This window comes from Pseudomonas fluorescens (assembly GCF_001623525.1).
GTDB lineage: Bacteria > Pseudomonadota > Gammaproteobacteria > Pseudomonadales > Pseudomonadaceae > Aquipseudomonas > Aquipseudomonas fluorescens_Q.
In genome coordinates this window covers 200,873-218,866 of sequence record NZ_CP015225.1, presented here as the reverse complement: position 1 = coordinate 218,866, position 17,994 = coordinate 200,873, and the positions used below count along the sequence as shown (strand labels likewise).

The 17,994-nt window shown below is 61.1% G+C and carries 17 protein-coding genes and 1 pseudogene; 5 read left to right on the top strand and 13 right to left on the bottom strand.

Annotated features, from left to right (window positions below; translation table 11 throughout):
- Positions 1 to 20: 20 nt before the first annotated feature.
- The 5 genes from TK06_RS00855 to TK06_RS00835 all read right to left on the bottom strand — a co-directional run bounded on the left by TK06_RS00855 (position 21) and on the right by TK06_RS00835 (position 5,166).
- A complete protein-coding gene (locus TK06_RS00855) occupies positions 21 to 1,040 on the bottom strand; it encodes a LacI family DNA-binding transcriptional regulator (RefSeq protein ID WP_063320393.1) in 1,020 nt (339 codons plus the stop codon).
- A 3-nt stretch (positions 1,041 to 1,043) separates the two neighbouring features.
- Positions 1,044 to 2,021: an ABC transporter permease gene (locus TK06_RS00850; protein WP_013693780.1), complete on the bottom strand. Its 978-nt coding sequence runs from the start codon at positions 2,019 to 2,021 to the stop codon at positions 1,044 to 1,046.
- Positions 2,018 to 3,571: a sugar ABC transporter ATP-binding protein gene (locus tag TK06_RS00845; protein ID WP_063320392.1), complete on the bottom strand. Its 1,554-nt coding sequence runs from the start codon at positions 3,569 to 3,571 to the stop codon at positions 2,018 to 2,020. The genes TK06_RS00850 and TK06_RS00845 overlap by 4 nt, the downstream gene beginning before the upstream one ends.
- 58 nt (positions 3,572 to 3,629) lie before the next feature.
- Complete coding sequence (locus TK06_RS00840; protein WP_063320391.1) at positions 3,630 to 4,586, bottom strand: sugar ABC transporter substrate-binding protein; 957 nt, start codon at positions 4,584 to 4,586, stop codon at positions 3,630 to 3,632.
- Between the two features lie 133 nt (positions 4,587 to 4,719).
- Positions 4,720 to 5,166 carry a hypothetical protein gene (locus TK06_RS00835; RefSeq protein ID WP_063320390.1) on the bottom strand — a complete coding sequence of 149 codons (447 nt, stop codon included), beginning with the start codon at positions 5,164 to 5,166 and terminating at the stop codon, positions 4,720 to 4,722.
- Between the two features lie 197 nt (positions 5,167 to 5,363).
- On the opposite strand from TK06_RS00835, the gene TK06_RS00830 reads away from it, so the two are divergent.
- Positions 5,364 to 5,663, top strand: coding sequence for a DUF1654 domain-containing protein (locus TK06_RS00830; protein ID WP_170862015.1), 300 nt, complete (start codon positions 5,364 to 5,366; stop codon positions 5,661 to 5,663).
- Positions 5,664 to 5,668: 5 nt separating this feature from the next.
- Complete coding sequence (locus tag TK06_RS00825) at positions 5,669 to 6,358, top strand: endonuclease (RefSeq protein ID WP_043042288.1); 690 nt, start codon at positions 5,669 to 5,671, stop codon at positions 6,356 to 6,358.
- Positions 6,359 to 6,421: 63 nt separating this feature from the next.
- Here TK06_RS00825 and TK06_RS00820 read toward each other — a convergent pair whose 3' ends face one another.
- Positions 6,422 to 6,787, bottom strand: a complete 366-nt coding sequence (locus tag TK06_RS00820) for a hypothetical protein (protein ID WP_063320388.1) — start codon at positions 6,785 to 6,787, stop codon at positions 6,422 to 6,424.
- Between the two features lie 247 nt (positions 6,788 to 7,034).
- Between TK06_RS00820 and csrA the strand changes: the two genes are divergently transcribed.
- A complete protein-coding gene (gene csrA, locus TK06_RS00815; RefSeq protein ID WP_003179932.1) occupies positions 7,035 to 7,229 on the top strand; it encodes a carbon storage regulator CsrA in 195 nt (64 codons plus the stop codon).
- 190 nt (positions 7,230 to 7,419) lie between these two features.
- On the opposite strand, the gene TK06_RS00810 is transcribed toward csrA, so the two are convergent.
- The 3 genes from TK06_RS00810 to TK06_RS00800 all read right to left on the bottom strand — a co-directional run bounded on the left by TK06_RS00810 (position 7,420) and on the right by TK06_RS00800 (position 11,177).
- Positions 7,420 to 7,875, bottom strand: coding sequence for a DUF2214 family protein (locus tag TK06_RS00810; RefSeq protein WP_063320387.1), 456 nt, complete (start codon positions 7,873 to 7,875; stop codon positions 7,420 to 7,422).
- 198 nt (positions 7,876 to 8,073) lie between these two features.
- Positions 8,074 to 9,456 (bottom strand): cysteine--tRNA ligase, encoded by a 1,383-nt coding sequence (gene cysS, locus TK06_RS00805; protein ID WP_063320386.1) that lies wholly within the window; start codon positions 9,454 to 9,456, stop codon positions 8,074 to 8,076.
- A 20-nt stretch (positions 9,457 to 9,476) separates the two neighbouring features.
- Positions 9,477 to 11,177 (bottom strand): glutamine--tRNA ligase/YqeY domain fusion protein, encoded by a 1,701-nt coding sequence (locus tag TK06_RS00800; RefSeq protein ID WP_063320385.1) that lies wholly within the window; start codon positions 11,175 to 11,177, stop codon positions 9,477 to 9,479.
- Positions 11,178 to 11,426: 249 nt separating this feature from the next.
- Here TK06_RS00800 and TK06_RS00795 point away from each other — a divergent pair, with 249 nt between their 5' ends.
- Together TK06_RS00795 and TK06_RS00790 are read left to right on the top strand one after the other, a co-directional pair.
- Positions 11,427 to 11,930 (top strand): peptidylprolyl isomerase, encoded by a 504-nt coding sequence (locus TK06_RS00795; RefSeq protein WP_063320384.1) that lies wholly within the window; start codon positions 11,427 to 11,429, stop codon positions 11,928 to 11,930.
- The gene (locus tag TK06_RS00790) at positions 11,927 to 12,682 is read left to right on the top strand and encodes a UDP-2,3-diacylglucosamine diphosphatase (protein WP_063320383.1); all 756 of its coding nucleotides are present in this window, start codon (positions 11,927 to 11,929) and stop codon (positions 12,680 to 12,682) included. Before TK06_RS00795 ends, TK06_RS00790 begins: the two co-directional genes overlap by 4 nt.
- Before the next feature lie 155 nt (positions 12,683 to 12,837).
- Here the strand turns inward: TK06_RS00790 and TK06_RS00785 are convergent, their stop codons facing one another.
- From TK06_RS00785 to TK06_RS00770, 4 genes and pseudogenes are all read right to left on the bottom strand, one after another.
- The gene (locus TK06_RS00785; RefSeq protein ID WP_063320382.1) at positions 12,838 to 14,367 is read right to left on the bottom strand and encodes a DHA2 family efflux MFS transporter permease subunit; all 1,530 of its coding nucleotides are present in this window, start codon (positions 14,365 to 14,367) and stop codon (positions 12,838 to 12,840) included.
- 274 nt (positions 14,368 to 14,641) lie between these two features.
- Complete coding sequence (locus TK06_RS00780) at positions 14,642 to 15,838, bottom strand: HlyD family efflux transporter periplasmic adaptor subunit (RefSeq protein ID WP_063320381.1); 1,197 nt, start codon at positions 15,836 to 15,838, stop codon at positions 14,642 to 14,644.
- 15 nt (positions 15,839 to 15,853) lie between these two features.
- Positions 15,854 to 17,323 (bottom strand): efflux transporter outer membrane subunit, encoded by a 1,470-nt coding sequence (locus TK06_RS00775; protein ID WP_063320380.1) that lies wholly within the window; start codon positions 17,321 to 17,323, stop codon positions 15,854 to 15,856.
- Positions 17,320 to 17,795: pseudogene (locus TK06_RS00770) on the bottom strand (MarR family winged helix-turn-helix transcriptional regulator). Before TK06_RS00770 ends, TK06_RS00775 begins: the two are co-directional and overlap by 4 nt.
- Positions 17,796 to 17,994 lie beyond the last annotated feature (199 nt).

The window sequence follows — 17,994 nt, the reverse complement described above, 5'->3', positions numbered from 1 at the left end:
TCACTACTCATCAATTCGGTTCAGCGGTATTGGGCGAATGTGCCGGACAGCGGCGCAGTCGACTCTCGCAGGACAATACTTGGCGTCACGATCCGCTGCTCGGTGGCAAGGCCCGGCGTCGCAATTCGTCGCAGCAGCACTTCGGCCGCCATCTCGCCGAGCTGCAGGATCGACTGCCCTACCGTGGTCAATGCCGGGTAGACATAACGGCTCATCTGGATGTCATCGAAACCGATGACCGACAGTTCGCTGGGCACGCGCACATTGCGTTCAGCCGCGGCGCGCAGCACACCGATACCGATCATGTCGTTGGCCGCAAAAATCGCGCTCGGCGGCTGCTGTACAAGCAGCTGCGCAGCGGCGCGGTAGCCGCCGGTACTGGTGAAATCGCTCTCGAGCATGCGCTCGACAGGCAGCTCGATCCCGGCCTCTTTCAGCGCACGGCAGTAACCGGCCAAGCGCATTTGCGCCACGCTGGTATTGGCCGGCCCACCGATGAAGGCGATATCGCGGTGACCCAGCTCAAGCAAGTGCCGGGTCGCCAGGTACGCACCGTATTCATGATCGATGCGCACTAGGTCCGCGTCGACACCCTCGAGCCCACGGTCGACGATCACCATGGGGGTGCGCACGTTGGACAGCCCCTCGGCCAGGCCGACATCACCGCCAGCAGACGCGAAAATCAGGCCGTCGATGCGTTTTTCCAGCAGCACCCGCAGGTAGCTGCGTTGCTTGTCCGGGTTGTCGTCGGAGTTGCACAGAATCACGCAATAGCCGTTGCGCTCACAGTAGTCCTCGATACCCCGGGCCAACTCGGCAAAGTAAGGATTGAGGCTGTTGGGCACCAGCAGGCCGATGGTCGCCGTGGTCTTGGCCTTGAGCGACCGGGCCACGGCACTTGGCACGTAGTCCAGGCGCTCGATGGCCGCCTCGACCTTGAGCCGCACTTCCTCGCTGACCGGCCGCGTCTTGTTCACCACGTGGGACACGGTGGTGTAGGAAATCCCGGCGAGCGCTGCTACATCCTTGATCGTCGCCATGGTTCAGCCCCGCCGACTGGCGCGCTGGCTGCGATAGGTATCGAGCACGACCGCCACCACGATCACCGCACCGGTAATGATGCGCTTGGTTGGCTCAGTGGCGCCGATCTGCGCCAGGCCCGCCGCCAGCACGGAGATGATCAGCACGCCAAAAAAGGTGCTGATGACCGAACCGCGGCCACCCATCAGGCTGGTACCACCGATGACCACGGCAGCGATGACTTGCAGCTCAAGCCCTGAACCGGCGTTCGGATCCGCCGCTTCCAGGCGCGAAATCTGGAACAGCGCGGCCACACCGGCCAGCAAGCCCATCAGGCTGAATACCAGGATCTTGTAGGGCTTTGGATTGATACCGGCCAGGCGCACGGCTTCTTCATTGGTGCCGATGCCGATCAGGTAGCGACCGAACACGGTTCGGGTCAGCACGGCCTGGGCAATGAAGATCACCAGCAAGGCGATGATGAATGAAGGTGAGATACCAAAGGCGATGGGATTGGACAGCCAGGCGAACGAGTCGCCGATGTAGGCAGTCCGGGAGCCGGTCATCTGGTACGCCAGACCCCGGGCCATTTCCAGCACACCGAGGGAGACGATGAACGATGGGATCCGCCACGCCACGGTAATCGAACCGGTGACCGTACCCGCCAACGCCGCCACGGCCATGCCGAGCAAGGCCGATGGCCACACGCTCCAGCCCCAACCGAGCACGGCCACGCTGACCGTCGAGGCCGCAAGCGCCAGCACCGACCCCACCGACAGATCGATGCCACCGATGATCAGGATGAACGTCATGCCGACCGCCAGCACCATCAGGTCGGGAATCTGGTTGGCCAAGGTACTGAAGGTGTCATAGGACAGGAAATGGCTGCTCAGCGCCGAGAACAGCGCGACCATGGCCAGCAGCGCGCCAGCCAGGCCCAGGTAGGTCCCGAGGCCATAGAAGTTGCCACTCGATTTGCCGACGGCAGATGCGGTTTTCATGAAAAATCCCTAGGCGCTGCTTCGTTGAGCAACGCATCACGTTTCTGGTAGCCGGCGAATGCGGCGGCAAGCAAGTCATCCTGGGTCCAGCTGTCGCGCTCGAAGGTGTCGATCAGGCGCCCGGCGGACAGCACGCCGATCCGGTCGCAGATCAACATCAGTTCCCGCAGGTCGCTGGACACCACGACCAGCGCCTTGCCCTGGCGAGTCAGCTCGCCGAGCAGCGCATAAATGTCGAATTTGGCGCCGACGTCGATGCCACGGGTCGGCTCATCGAACAACATGACCGCGCAATCGCGTTCGAGCCAACGCCCGATGACCACTTTCTGCTGGTTGCCGCCCGACAGCTCGGACACCAACTGTGTCGGGCTGGAACTGCGGATGCGCATGGCATCGACCTGCCGCTGTGCCAAGGCCAGTTCGGCATCGCCATTGACCAGGCCGGCGCTGGAAATCTCCGGCATGTTGCCCAAGGCAATATTGGCGGCGATGGATTGGGTCAACAGCAGGCCTTCACCCTTGCGGTCTTCGGTGATCAAGGCAATGCCATGGGCCACCGCATCGGCCGGGGAGCGAATGCTCACGACCTGGGCCGGCGAACCCAGCGCCACCGTGCCACTGTCAGCAGTATCGGCACCGAAGATCAGCCGCAACAGTTCGGTACGCCCTGCCCCGATCAGGCCGGAGATACCAAAGATCTCGCCACTGCGCACTTCGAAGGACACGTCGCGGACCTTGTCGGAGCGTGTCAGGCCTTTAACCGTCAGCGCCGGCGCGCCGATCTGGCGTGGACCCAGGTCGATATGCTCACCCAGCTCCCGGCCGACCATCAGGGTCACCAGTTGCTCGCTGTTGTAGTTGGCCATCGGCTCGACGCAGACCAGGTTGCCGTCACGCAGCACGGCAATGCGCTGGGCGACCCGCGCCAGTTCTTCGAGACGATGGGAAATGTAGATGATCGACACGCCGCGAGCCTGCAGACGCGTGATCTGTTCAAAGAGCATCTCGACTTCGCGGGCCGTCAGCATGGCGGTCGGCTCATCGAGAATCAGCACATGGCAATCGCCAATCAGGTTGCGGGCGATCTCGACCATCTGCTGGTGACCGATCCCCAGTTCGCCGACCAACGTGTCAGGATCGATTGCATCGAGCCCCACCTGGGCCATGGCCTCGATGGCCGCCTTGCGCAATTGCTTGCGACTGATCCAGCCGCCGTGGTTGGGCAGGTTGTCGAGAAACAGGTTCTCGGCCACGGACAGGGTCGGCAGCAGGTTGAGTTCCTGCATCACCATGCGCACGCCCAGCTCTTCAGCCTGGGTCCGGCTGCCAGGGCGATAATCCTGACCTTGAAATTGCATCTGCCCGGTCGTCGGCGTCACCAACCCGCCGATGATCTTGGACAAGGTGCTTTTGCCGGCGCCATTTTCACCGGTCAGCGCCAGCACTTCACCGCGCATCAACGTCAGGTTGATATCGGTCAGTACCGGCTGGGCATAGGTCTTGCCGATACCGCTGACGCACAGGACAGCGTTCGGGTCGCGAACGGACATAACAAACTCTCCAATGCGCTCGCCCGGATGGGCGAGCACCGTTGTGTCGCCAGGATAACTACTTGGTCACCAGCTCGACCGGAGTTTCGATAACGCCGTTGGTACCGCTGTCGACTTTTTCACCCTTGAGGATCTTCAGCGCTGTTTCGATGCCGAACACGGCCTGCTTGGCGGCGAACTGGTCGGCCGTCGCCAGGACACGACCGTCCTTGAGCATTGGCTTGATGGCGTTGATGTTGTCGTAGCCGACCACCTGCACCTTGCCCGCCTTGCCCGCCGCGCGCACGGCCGATACGGCACCGACCGCCATGCTGTCGTTACCGGCCAGCAGTGCCTTGATGTTCGGGTATTCGCTGAGCATCGACGCGGCAACCTGGTTGCCCTTGTTGATTTCCCAGTCACCCGATTGCAGGGAAACGACCTTGACCTGCGCCGCTTCCATTGCATCCTTGAAGCCTGCGGTGCGTGCCTGGGCATTGGTCGTTGTGGACACGCCTTCGATGATGCCGACTTCGTCACCGGCCTTGAGCTGCTTGGCCAGGTACTCGCCCACCAGGCGCGCGCCTTTGCGGTTGTCCGGGCCTACGAACGGCACGTTGATGTTCTTGCTTTTGACCACGGCCGGATCGAGCTGGTTATCGATGTTGATCACCGTGATGCCAGCGTCCACGGCTTTCTTGATCACCGGCACCATGGCCTTGGAATCCGCTGGCGCGATAATCAGGGCATCGACCTTGGACACGATCATCTGCTCGACGATGCGGATCTGGTTGGCGGTGTCGGTTTCATCCTTGATCCCGTTGGAGATCAGGTCGAAATCGGCGGAGTGTTCCTTCTGGTAAGCCTTGGCGCCGTCTTCCATGGTCAGGAAGAATTCGTTGGCCAGGGATTTCATGACCAGGGCGACCTTGGGCTTTTCTGCGGTCTGGGCGAATGCCGAGGAGAGAGGCAGCGCAGCGGATGCGGCCGCGAGCATGGCAACAGCGAGAAGGCGTCCAGCGAATGGCAACTTCATGGGTTCACTCCGATCTTATGATTATTGTGAGCAAATCAATGCACGGAACGCCGCGCAAACGTTTGCGTGAAGTGAACTATGGTAAGGCTTCGCAGATTTGTCAACGTTGCGGTTTGATCCGCAACGTCGAGGCTCAGGCCGTTGTATTGACCACCGAACCCGAACCGCTGCCCTTGGCCAGCTCCGTGACCAGATGACCGGTGACCTCCAGTAAAGCGCCACTGGTGTCGGCGATCTGTCCCTGGACGGCCATGACCGCCGAAGTCTTGGCTTCCTCCGTTGCATAGTCGCGTGCCTCTGCGGCGGCCAGTTGCTGTTGCTGCTCCCTGAGCTGCTGCTGAAGCTCTTGCATCCGCTTGAGCAGCACCTGGATCGCCACGCTCTGGGTGCTGCCGCCCTCCTGCGCCTGGTCGGCTGCTTCCGCGCCCGTACCCGTACGGACTTTGCCGGGCGTTTGCGTCTCGCCAAGGGCCTCATCGACGGCCTCAGCACTCGCCTCGTTCAAGGCCTTCAGGGTAGCGGTGGATTGACCGCCGATGGTCACGGCCGCCGCATTGGGAAAGCCGACTGAAAATGACATGACAAAACTCCATGGATGGGATTCCTACGCAGGACATCGCCCGCCGAAGCCATTTCTTTAGCGCTCGCGCAAAACCGTCACAGGCCAGAGCGGTTGATCCACCTGTTTATGCCAGCCAATAAAAAACTCCCTTCTCCTACACCAAAACGAAAAAAGTGCTGTCAGACGATTTTCTTGGATTTTAAGCAGTTGCGTAATTGCCTACGGTCAAATACTGTATGCACGTACAGCTTAATAAGGATAATTCTGTGGCCACGCCCTCCGCTGCAACTACCCCCTTAGATTCCTATACACGACTCGGCCTTCGGGTCTCGAAAATCATCAACGCCCCCACCGCGCAAAAAGCCAAGGCCGCCCTGATCTTCCGTCTGCCTGACGAGCCGGTGGATGAGTGGGAGCGCCTGTTGGAAGAAATCGACGAGAACGACAACGTGACCCTCGCCTATCGCGATGATGGCGGTGTGCAGGTTTTCTGGGTTGTGCCGAAGGAAGATTGAGCCTGATGAGTGTTCGCTGTTTAGCTTTTTTGCTTGTGTTTATCGCGATGGGCGCACAAGCCGGTGCGCCGCGCACCTTCAACGAAGCCAAGAAAGTCGCCTGGAAACTCTACGCACCACAATCCACCGAGTTCTACTGTGGCTGTAAATACACTGGCAATCGCGTGAACCTGGCCGCCTGCGGTTATGTACCGCGCAAGAATGCCAGCCGCGCCGCTCGCATCGAGTGGGAGCATATTGTCCCGGCCTGGCAGATCGGCCATCAGCGTCAATGCTGGCAACAAGGGGGTCGCAAGAACTGCACCCGCTATGACCCGGTCTATCAACGGGCCGAGGCCGACCTGCACAACCTGGTGCCGAGCATCGGGGAAGTGAATGGTGATCGCAGCAATTTCAGTTTCGGCTGGTTGCCGGTGCAGAAGGGCCAGTACGGCTCATGCCTGACCCAAGTGGACTTCAAGGCCAAGAAGGTCATGCCCCGCCCGTCTATCCGGGGCATGATCGCCCGGACCTATTTCTACATGAGCAAACAATACGGCCTGCGCCTCTCGAAACAGGACCGACGCCTGTATGAAGCCTGGGACAAGACCTACCCGGTCGAAAGCTGGGAGCGTCAGCGCAACCAGAGCGTGGCGTGCGTCATGGGCCGTGGCAACGAGTTCGTGGGGCCGGTGGACATGAAGGCCTGCGGCTGACCTCGCACTCGTGAACAGCTCCCACAGGTTTTGTGGCTTGGCTGACTTTTTTGGGTTGCCCGATTATTGGGCCATCGGGTAATCCACCACCAACGTCTCGATGTTGCGTTTTTTCGCCCGGACCAGGGCAGCCGTCACCTGTTCCTGCTTGGCTTCGGCCTCAGCCTTGGAACTGAAAGGACCGACCAGGACGCGCTCCTTGCCGTTCTCCCGCACCACGTTCGACATGAAGCTGTGTTCGATGAGCCAGCCGGTCAGGTCGCTGACAGCCTGCGGCGTCTGGCCACGAACCTCGACGGCCCACTGCGGCGCGGCAGCGGCGGCCGGTGCGGAGGTCGCTACGGGCTTGGGCTTCGGTGCTTCGACGTCACGCCCCTCACCGCATCCTGCCAGCACCAATACCGCAATAACCCAAGCCAATTTGCGCACAACGTTTCCCCCGGAAGACATGAGGCACGGATTTTAGCACCCGTGCCCCTCAAGATCGCCGCAAACAGTGCTCAAAACACGAGAATCCTGCCCGGCGTCTCTGTATAGTCGCACCCTGGGAATTAATGCTGCGTCTGCGCGTCAGAAAGAGGCACCCATATTGTGACACTTAGCACTAATCTATAAGCAGTACCGACATCTGCACTGTCTGAATCAGGTGCCCTATAAAGTAATCAAGGAGAACACCATGCTGATACTCACCCGCAAAGTCGGTGAAAGCATAAACATTGGTGACGACATCACGATCACCATTCTGGGCGTTAGCGGCCAACAAGTCCGGATCGGCATCAACGCCCCGAAAAACGTTGCGGTGCATCGTGAAGAGATTTATCAGCGTATTCAGGCAGGCCTTACCGCCCCTGACAAACCGCAAACTCCCTGAGCCTTGCTGCAGTCCGTAGCCAGCCCGTTTGCATCGTCGCAATGGCTGGCTAAAGATTCTGGTCGACCGTACCTCACCCTGCCCCCACCTTTTTTCGTCCAGCCCGTTGAACCGATACTAATGACATGGCGCTTAGCATGGCTGTCAGACGTTTCGTTTTAATGATGACGAAGCAGGCGTTCGCGGCCGGTCAACCCAGGCTCACGCCGCGCGCCATGCCCGTGGCGGCGATCACCATCAGGATCAGCAACAAAGCTTCGATGTGACTGATCCGTGCAAACCGGCCGGCTTTCGAGGGATCGATCGCAGCCCCTTTGCCCAGCGCCATCCGCCATTTGATCAGGGCGATCATTGGCGCGATTTCAAGCAACAGGATCAGCAGGAACAAAGTCATCTTCAGGTGAAACAGCGGTTGGTGCAGGTAATAATCCGTGCCCTTTTCGTACCCCGCGAAAGCGCGCATCCCACCGGTCACCAGCAGCACCAGCGCCGACAGGCCCCACAGGTTGTCCGCCATCAGCACATTTCGAACCGCATCGACACCAGCAGCCAGGCGTCGTAGCGCCGTGCCGCGCGTGAGCACCGCCCAGAACCCAAGGGCGAACGCCAGAAGATGAATAGCCGCCAGAGACCAATGAGCCAACATGGAAGAGCCCTGTCAGAGAACGTCGAATCGACCTGACAGTACTAGCTCATAAAGGAATGATTGCCAGGCTGAGCACAAAAAATTGTGGGAACGAGCTTGCTCGCGATGGCGGTGTATCAGTCGGCAACAATGTTGCCTGACATTCCGCTATCGCGAGCAAGCTCGCTCCCACAGGGGTACGACGAGCTTTAGAAGATCTTAGTCCGCCAGGCGCCAGGTCGTCCCGCCCTTGCCGTCTTCCAGCACCACGCCCATGGCGGTGAGCTGGTCGCGGATGCGGTCGGATTCGGCCCAATCCTTGTTGGCGCGTGCAGTCAGGCGCGCCTGGATCAACGTCTCGACTTCGGCGGCGTCCACGCGGCCTTCGGCACCGGCCTGCAGGAAGTCATCGGCTTCGAGCTGCAACACCCCCAGCACACTGGCCAATTCCTTCAGGCGCGCCGCCAGGCCTGCCGCGGCATTGAGATCACTCTCACGCAGGCGATTGATCTCACGCACCATCTCGAACAGCACCGCGCACGCTTCCGGTGTGCCGAAGTCGTCGTTCATCACTTCGGTAAACCGTGCAACGAACGCTTCGCCACCGGCCGGCGGCACGCTCGGCAGGCCTTTCAACGCATGATAGAAACGCTCCAGGGCACCCTTGGCGTCCTTGAGGTTGTCTTCCGAGTAGTTGATGGCGCTGCGGTAGTGGCTCGACACCAACAGGTAACGCACGACTTCCGGGTGGTACTTGTCGAGCACGTCGCGGATGGTGAAGAAGTTGTTCAAGGACTTGGACATCTTCTCGCCGTTGATCCGGATCATGCCGCAATGCATCCACGCATTGGCGTAGGTCTTGCCGGTGGCCGCTTCGCTCTGGGCGATTTCGTTTTCGTGGTGCGGAAATTCCAGGTCACTGCCGCCGCCATGAATGTCGAAGGTCTCGCCCAGGCAGCAGGTGGACATCACCGAGCATTCGATGTGCCAGCCCGGACGCCCGGCGCCCCACGGCGACTCCCAGCTCGGCTCACCCGGCTTGGCGCCCTTCCACAGCACGAAGTCCAGCGGGTCTTCTTTCGACTCGTCGACTTCGATACGCGCGCCGATGCGCAGGTCTTCGATCTTCTTGCGCGACAGCTTGCCGTAGCCCATGAACCTGGCGACGCGGTAGTACACGTCGCCATTGCCCGGTGCGTAGGCGTAGCCCTTGTCGATCAAGGTCTGGATCATGCTCAGCATGCCAGGGATGTGGTCCGTGGCACGGGGCTCCAGGTCCGGCTTGAGGATATTGAGGCGCGCCTCATCCTCGTGCATGGCCTTGATCATGCGCTCGGTCAGCGCATCGTAAGGCTCGCCGTTTTCGCGGGCACGGTTGATGATCTTGTCTTCGATGTCGGTGATGTTGCGCACGTAGGTCAGGTCATAACCGCTGAACCGCAGCCAGCGGGTCACCAGGTCGAAGGCGACCATGCTGCGACCGTGACCAATGTGGCAGTAGTCGTACACGGTCATGCCGCAGACGTACATGCGGACCTTGTTGCCATCCAACGGCTTGAAGACTTCTTTGCTCTTGGTGAGCGTGTTGTAGATCGTAAGCACGGTGTTTCCTTAAGACTTGATCACTGGCCCCACGAATCACGCAGGGTCACGGTACGGTTGAATACCGGCTGACCTGGTTTCGAGTCCTTGATATCCGCGACGAAGTAACCTTCGCGTTCGAACTGGAAACGGTCTTCCGGCTGTGCATTGCCCAACGAGGGTTCAGCACGACAACCGGTCAGCACTTGCAGTGAGTCAGGGTTGATGTTGTCCAGGAAACTCGCGCTGTCTTCGGCCTTCTCCGGGTTCGGAGAGCGGAACAGGCGATCGTACAGACGCACTTCGCACTCGACGCTGGCGGCGGCCGGCACCCAGTGGATCACGCCCTTGACCTTGCGACCTTCCGGGTTCTTGCCCAAGGTGTCGGGATCGTACGAGCAACGCAGCTCGACGATGTTGCCGTCGGCGTCCTTGATCGCTTCGTCGGCGCGGATCACGTAGCTGCCGCGCAGACGCACTTCGCCGTTCGGCTCCAGGCGCTTGTAGCCTTTTGGCGGCTCTTCCATGAAGTCATCGTGGTCGATGTAGATTTCACGGGCGAACGGCAGTTTGCGCACGCCGAGTTCTTCTTTTTGCGGATGACGCGGCAGTTCGAGGTTTTCGACCTGGTCTTGCGGGTAGTTGGTGATCACGACCTTCAACGGACGCAACACGCACATGGCGCGCGGGGCATTCGCATCCAGATCCTGACGGATGCTGAACTCAAGCATGCCGAAATCGACCACACCGTCGGAACGGTTGGTGCCGATCATCTCGCAGAAGTTGCGGATCGACGCCGGCGTGTAGCCGCGACGACGGAAGCCCGACAGCGTCGACATGCGCGGGTCGTCCCAGCCGTTGACGTGCTTCTCGTCCACCAGTTGCTTGAGCTTGCGCTTGCTGGTGATGGTGTAGTTCAGGTTCAGGCGGCTGAATTCGTACTGGCGCGGGGTGGCCGGCACCGGCAGGTGCTCGAGGAACCACTCGTACAACGGACGATGGCTTTCGAACTCCAGGGTGCAGATCGAATGAGTGATGCCTTCGATGGCGTCCGACTGGCCGTGGGTGAAGTCATAGTTGGGGTAGATGCACCATTTGTCGCCTGTCTGGTGGTGATGGGCGTGGCGAATGCGGTACATGATCGGGTCGCGCAGGTTCATGTTCGGCGAAGCCATGTCGATCTTGGCGCGCAGCACCCGAGCGCCGTCCGGGAACTCGCCGGCGCGCATACGGGCGAACAGGTCGAGGTTCTCTTCCACGCTGCGATCACGGAACGGGCTGTTCTTGCCCGGCTCGGTCAGGCTGCCACGGTATTCCTTGGCCTGCTCGGGGGTCAGGTCGCACACATAGGCGTTGCCGGCCTTGATCAGTTCCACGGCCCAGTCGTGCAACTGGTCGAAATATTGCGAGGCGTAGCGCACCTCACCGGACCATTGGAAACCCAGCCACTTGACGTCGGTTTCGATCGCGTCGATGTATTCCTGGTCTTCCTTGGCCGGGTTGGTGTCGTCGAAACGCAGGTGCGTGACGCCGCCGAACTCCTGGGCCAGGCCGAAATTCACGCAGATCGACTTGGCATGGCCGATGTGCAGGTAGCCGTTGGGCTCTGGTGGGAAGCGAGTGACGATCTGTGTGTGCTTACCCGAGTCCAGGTCCGCCTGGATGATCGGGCGCAGGAAATTGACCGGCACGGCCGGGCCGGTCTTGGAATTCGAGGTAGGGTCGACAGTGGGCTTGCTCATAGGATCCTTGAACAGACAAGTGCGCGGCCGGGTGCGGCCTGATAAATCAAAGCCCGTATCATAGCCGATGCTGTCAAGCACCTGACAGGCCAGGCCGGCAAACGATTGAATTTAATCGACGGCCTGATGAAAAACAGCCTCGAAATTCGTGCCCGGCACGCTAAACTGCCCTGCCTGGCCGATTACAGCCAGACCGGTTGCGGGCAGTGACGCCCCGAAACCCACGAATTCCTTGAAAGAGTACCGACCATGAGCAAAGTCAAACTGACCACCAACCACGGTGACATCGTTCTGCAACTGAACGCCGAGAAGGCGCCGCTGACCGTGGCCAACTTCATCGAATACGTCAACGCCGGCCACTACGAAAACACCGTGTTCCACCGCGTCATCGGCAACTTCATGATCCAGGGCGGCGGTTTCGAGCCAGGCATGAAGGAAAAGAAAGACAAGCGCCCAAGCATCCAGAACGAAGCCGACAATGGCCTGCCGAACAAAAAGTACAGCGTTGCCATGGCCCGTACCATGGAGCCGCATTCGGCCTCCGCACAGTTCTTCATCAACGTGGCGGACAACAGCTTCCTCAACCACAGCAGCAAGACCACCCAGGGCTGGGGCTATGCAGTGTTCGGTGAAGTGATCGAAGGCACCGACGTGGTCGACAAGATCAAAGGCGTTTCCACCACGTCCAAGGCCGGCCACCAGGACGTCCCGGCAGAAGACGTGATCATCGAGAAAGCCGAGATCGTTGAGTGATATTGCTGATTTCAGACTTGCATCTGGAAGAGGAGCGCCCGGACATCACCCGGGCGTTTCTGGATTTACTCGCCACACGCGCCCGCTCGGCGCAAGCGTTGTACATCCTGGGCGACTTTTTCGAAGCCTGGATCGGCGACGATGCCATGACGCCGTTCCAGCGTTCCATCTGCCAGGCCCTGCGCGAATTGAGCGACAGTGGCACGGACATCTTCCTGATGCACGGCAATCGCGACTTCATGCTGGGGCAGGCCTTTTGCAAAGCGGCCGGCTGCACCCTGCTCAAGGACCCGAGTGTCGTGCAGTTCAATGGCGAGCCGGTGCTGCTGATGCACGGCGACAGCCTCTGCACCCGCGACGAAGGCTACATGAAGCTGCGGCGCTGGCTGCGCAACCCGGTCACGCTGTTCGTCCTGCGACACCTGCCCCTGGGCAGTCGCCAGAAACTGGCGCGCAAACTGCGCAGCGAAAGCCGCACGCAGACACGCATGAAAGCCAATGACATCGTCGACGTCACGCCCGAAGAGATCCCGCGGATCATGCAGCAATACGGCGTGAAGACCTTGATCCACGGCCACACCCACCGCCCTGCCATCCACAAGCTGCAACTGGGCGAACACGCCGCCCGGCGCATCGTGCTGGGGGATTGGGACAAGCAAGGCTGGGCGTTGCAGGTGGATGAACAAGGGTTTGCGTTGGCGCCGTTTGGATTTGCCCCGCCGCCGCTGCTGCCTGCGCCTCACCCAACCTGAATCCCCCTGTGGTGAGGGAGCTTGCTCCCGCTTGAGTGCGAAGCACTCAAAAAAGGGACTGCTGCGCAGCCCAGCGGGAGCAAGCTCCCTCGCCACAGGGATTCGGGGGAATTTCAAGTGAACAGCATGCCCACACACTGCACTTCACTTCGTGATCAATGCCCCGCCGAAGCCGGCCCAGCCTTCGCCGCAAACGGCGGCTTCGCCAGCCACACCAGCACGATCAAGCCCATGAACGCCCAGCCCAACAGCGTGAAGTAATCCACGGTGGAAAGCATGTATGCCTGGCTGGTAAGGACCTGGTCAAGCCGGGCATAAGCCGGTGTGCTCGCGCCGCCAAGCTGGTTGAGTGCCTCGCGGGTGGCCGGCTCGAAGGTGCTGATGCTTTCGCTCAGGTAGGCATGGTGCAGGTCGGCCCGGCGGATCCAGATCCAGGTGGTCAGGGACGCGGCAAAGCTGCCGCCCAAGGTCCGCAAGAACGTCGCCAGGCCCGCGCCGTCGGCGATCTGGTGCGGCGGCAGGTCCGACATCAGGATGCTCAGGGTCGGCATGAAAAACAGCGCCACACCGATGCCCATGAACAATTGCACCAAGGCAATGTGCTGGAAATCCACCTCGTTGGTGAACCCGGCGCGCATGAAGCAGCTCAGGCCAATGGCCAGGAACGCCAGCCCGGCCAATACGCGCAGGTCGAACCGGTGGGCGTACTTGCCGACGAAGGGCGACATCAGCACCGGCAGGATGCCGATGGGGGCCACCGCCAGTCCGGCCCAGGTGGCGGTGTAGCCCATCTGGGTCTGCAACCACTGCGGCAGGATCAGGTTGATGCCGAAGAATCCGGCATACCCCCCCACCAGCACGATGGTGCCGATACGAAAGTTGCGGTAGGCGAACAGGCGGAGATTGACCACCGGATGGCGGTCGGTCATTTCCCAGATCACGAACACCGCCAGGGCAATGATCGAAATCAGCGCACCGATGATGATGAAGTTCGATTCGAACCAGTCCAAGTCATTGCCTTTGTCGAGAATCACCTGGAGCGCGCCGACGCCGATGATCAACGTGATCAAGCCCACGTAATCCATCGGTTGATGGCTGGTGACCACCGGCCGCGCCTTGAGCTGCTGTTGCACCACGAGCACGGCGAAAACGCCGATGGGCACGTTGATGAAGAAGATCCACGGCCAGCTGTAGCTGTCGGTGATCCAGCCGCCGAGGATCGGCCCGGCAATCGGCGCCACCACCGTGACCATCGCCAGCAACGCCAGGGCCATGCCGCGCCTGGCCGGCGGGTACACGGCAATCAGCAGGGTCTGGGTCATCGGGTACAACGGCCCGGCCACCAGCCCTTGAAGTACGCGAAAGCCAATCAGCTCCGGCATCGAGGTGGAAATACCACACAAGAACGACGCGAGCACGAACAGCATCGTCGCCCACAAAAACAGCTTCACCTCGCCAAACCGCCGGCTCAGCCAGCCAGTAAGCGGCAAGGCAATGGCGTTGCTCACCGCGAACGAGGTGATCACCCAGGTGCCCTGCTCCGAGCTGACGCCCAGGTTGCCGGAAATAGTCGGCAAGGCGACGTTGGCAATGGTGGTGTCGAGCACTTGCATGAACGTCGCCAGCGACAGCCCGATGGTGCTGAGCAACAGGCTGGGCGGCGTGAAAGACGCGTTATTGCTCATTGCGAAATCCTATGAAGCGAAGGTGGCGAAATCGTTCGGGGCAAGGCACAGAACCTGTGGGAACACACTGCCGTTCATCAAGGTCGCTTGAACCACCGTGGCGAGGGAGCTTGCTCCCGTTGGCTGCGCAGCAGCCCTTTTTGTGAGCGCTTCGCACTCAAGCGGGAGCAAGCTCCCTCGCCACAGATTCAGTGGTTCCCTTGAATGAACTGTGGTGGTGTGGGAGCGAGCCGCCCGGAGCAAGCTCGCTCCCACAGGTTCATGCCATGACTGACTAGCGCTGCGCGGTCTTGCTCGCAGCCGCACTGTTGTCGTGGATCAGGCGCGCGATCATCGCGTCAGCATCGGTCAGTTGCTGATCGTAGACCTGGGTGCTGAGCGAGGCTTTCTGCGGTGGTTGTTGGGCCAGTACCGGGCCGCTCTGGTCGTGCAGGTCGACGTTGACCAGGGTCGACAGGCCAATGCGCAGCGGATGCTTGGCCAGTTCCTGGGCATTGATGTGAATGCGCACCGGCACCCGCTGGACGATCTTGATCCAGTTACCGGTAGCGTTCTGCGCCGGTAGCAAGGCAAACGCGCTGCCGGTCCCGGCGCCAAGGCTGTCGATAGTGCCGCTGTACTTCACATCGCTGCCGTACAGGTCGGCTTCGATCTCCACCGGTTGGCCGATGCGCATGTCGCGCAGTTGGGTTTCCTTGAAGTTGGCGTCGATCCACAGCTGATCCAGCGGGATCACCGCCATCAACGCCGTGCCCGGCTGCACCCGTTGGCCGAGTTGCACGGTGCGCTTGGCGACATAGCCGGTGACGGGTGCGATCAAAGTACTGCGGGCGTTGGCCAGGAAGGCCTGACGCAGCTGCGCGGCGGCGGACTGCACGTCGGGATGGGACGACACCACGGTATCGTCGACCAAGGCGCTGGTGGTCTTGAGCTGTTGCCGGGCATTGGCCAAGGCGTTCTGCGCCGAGGTCAGGTCATCCCGGGCGTGAGACAGTTCCTCCTTGGAAATCGCCCCGCCGGCCGCCAGGTTCTTGCGTCGGCTGTAGTTTTCCTGGGCCTTCTGCACTTCGGCCTCTTGCGCATTGACCTGCGCCCGCATGCCATCGACGTTGCTGTACAAGCCACGCACCTGGCGCACGGTCCGCGCCAGGTTGGCCTGGGCACTTTGCAGCCCGACTTCGGCGTCGTTCGGGTCGAACTGCACCAGCACCTGGCCCTCACGCACCAGGTCGCCGTCGTCGGCCCCAATGCTCACCACGGTGCCGGTGACCAGCGGCGTGATTTCCACCACGTTGCCGTTCACATAGGCATCGTCAGTGCTTTCGCTCCAGCGACCATACAGTTCGTGCCAGGCCCAGACGCCCAGGCCCGAAAGAATGACCAGCAGCGTCAGTGTCAGCAGCATGACCTTGCGCTTGCGTGGATTACCGTCTTGCGCATGTTCGGATTGAGTCGTTTCGGCAGTCGCCATGACAAGTACCTCGAATCAGTTATTTGGCGTGGTAGCGGCCGGGGTGGCCGCCGCCAGGGTCTGGGCCTCGAAACCGCCGCCCAGGGCCTGCATCAGTTGGATCGACAAATCGATCTGCTCGGCATTCAGGTTCGCCAGTTGGCGCTGGGCCTGGAGCAATTGCTGCTCGATGCTCAGCACGTCCAGGTAATTCCCGATGCCCGAGCCGTAGCGCTGGACCACCGTGTCGTAGGAGCTCTGTGCGATATCGGTGGCATGTTGCTGGGCACCGATCTGGCGAGCGATGTCACGCAATTGGTTGATGGTGTCGCTGACATCCCCAAGGGCCGTGACCAGGCTTTTGTTGTATTGCGCCACCGCCAGGTCGTAATCGGCGTCCCGGGCATCCAGGTCCGCCCGCAAGCGGCCGCCATCAAAGATCGGCAGCGACACCGTCGGCCCCACATTGAAGAAGCGGCTGGCCGAACCGAACATCGCATCGCCCAGCAACGACCGGGTTCCGGCGGCTGCGCTCAAGTTGAGATTGGGGTAGAAGTTGGTCTTGCCGGCCTCGATGTTCTTGCTCGCCGCCTCGACCCGCCAGCGTGCCGCGACCAGGTCCGGACGACGCCCCAGCAACTCGGCCGGCAGGTTCGACGGCAAGGCGACCGCGCTGGCTTGCAGCACGTTGGGCCGGGGGATTTCATGGCCGCGGTCCGGACCTTTGCCCAGCAACACCGCCAGGGCGATCTTGGCGCTTTGCAGGCGTTTCTCTGCGTCGATCAGGGTGGCGTCGGCGCTGGCTTCCAGGCTTTCGGTCTGCTGGAACTGATATTCGCTGTCGATCCCGGCAGTGAGGCGGCGCTTGCCCAGGTCGAGCATCTGCCGGGTGCGCTTGAGGTCCTCGGAGGCCAGGTCATAAATAATGTGGGCCTGGCCCAGGTCGCTGTAGGCCCGGGCCACGTCGGCGGCCAGGGTCAGTTGCGCGGCCTGGCGATCGATCTCGGCAGAGCGGGCCTGGCCGAGGGCGGCTTCCCAGGCGGCACGCTGGCCACCCCAGAGGTCGAAGTTGTAATTGAAGTCCACACCTAACGTGCGCAGGGTGCTGTACGCCCCGCCCTGCCCTTGCGGGTCCTGGTCACGGGACAGGCGCGAACGGCTGGCGCCGCCGCTGGCATCCAGGGTCGGCAGGCGCGCCGCGTTGGCAGCATAGGCAGCGGCACTGGCCTGATGCACCCGGGCGCTGGCGATCTGCATGTCCGGGCTATCGCGCAGGGCTTCACGGATCAGGCCGTCGAGTTGCGGGTCGCCGAGGCTCTTCCACCAATCGCTTTTCGGCCACGCGGCCTGCGACAGCGTGACACCGTTCAGGGATTGCCCGGCCTTGAGGCTCTGGGCCTCCATGCTGACGCCTTCGGTCTTCAGGCCGCTGTAGCTGGCACAGCCCGCCAGGCTCATGGCCAAGACCACCAGGCTTAATCGGGTACGCAAGGTTTTACACTTCATTTTTCCCCCATTCGCGACACGGTGATGGGGTCACCGGCGGCGAGCAGAATTTTCTTGAGGATCTGTTCGAGGGTTTGCAGCTCCTCGGGGGCTGATGGCGCTGGCCAACTGGTTCATGGCCTCGGCACCGATAAACGGCAGGCGATCGGCAAGGGCCTGGCCGGCTTCGGTCAGCACCAGGCGCACTTGCCGGCGGTCCTGGGGCGGAGCGTTCACGGGCCAGGAAACCTTTCTGTTCCAGGCGATCGAGCATCCGCGTCATCGAGCCACTGTCCAGGGACAGGTAGCGACACAGCTCGGCCGGCGTCTCGATGCCGTACTGGGCCATGATGATCAACACCTTGAACTGCGCGGCGGTGATGCCGACGGGTTCCATATGAGTGTCGATGATCCGGTCCTTGAGCAGCGCGGTACGGCCGAGCAGCATGCCGAGATGGCAATTGTGAAAGTTGTCTGGAGTGAAATGCTTCATCTGACCACCGTTTGCTGCCTAGGCAGTGAATGTATGTCGAGATATTACTGCTTAGGCAGCGAATGTCAATCGAATAGTTAGCTTGCTATGCACTAACAGCCAAAACGCAGATAAACCTGTGGGAAAACGAATGTGGGAGCGAGCTTGCTCGCGATAGCGGTGTGTCAATCAACGAAGGTGTTGAATGTCATACCGCTAT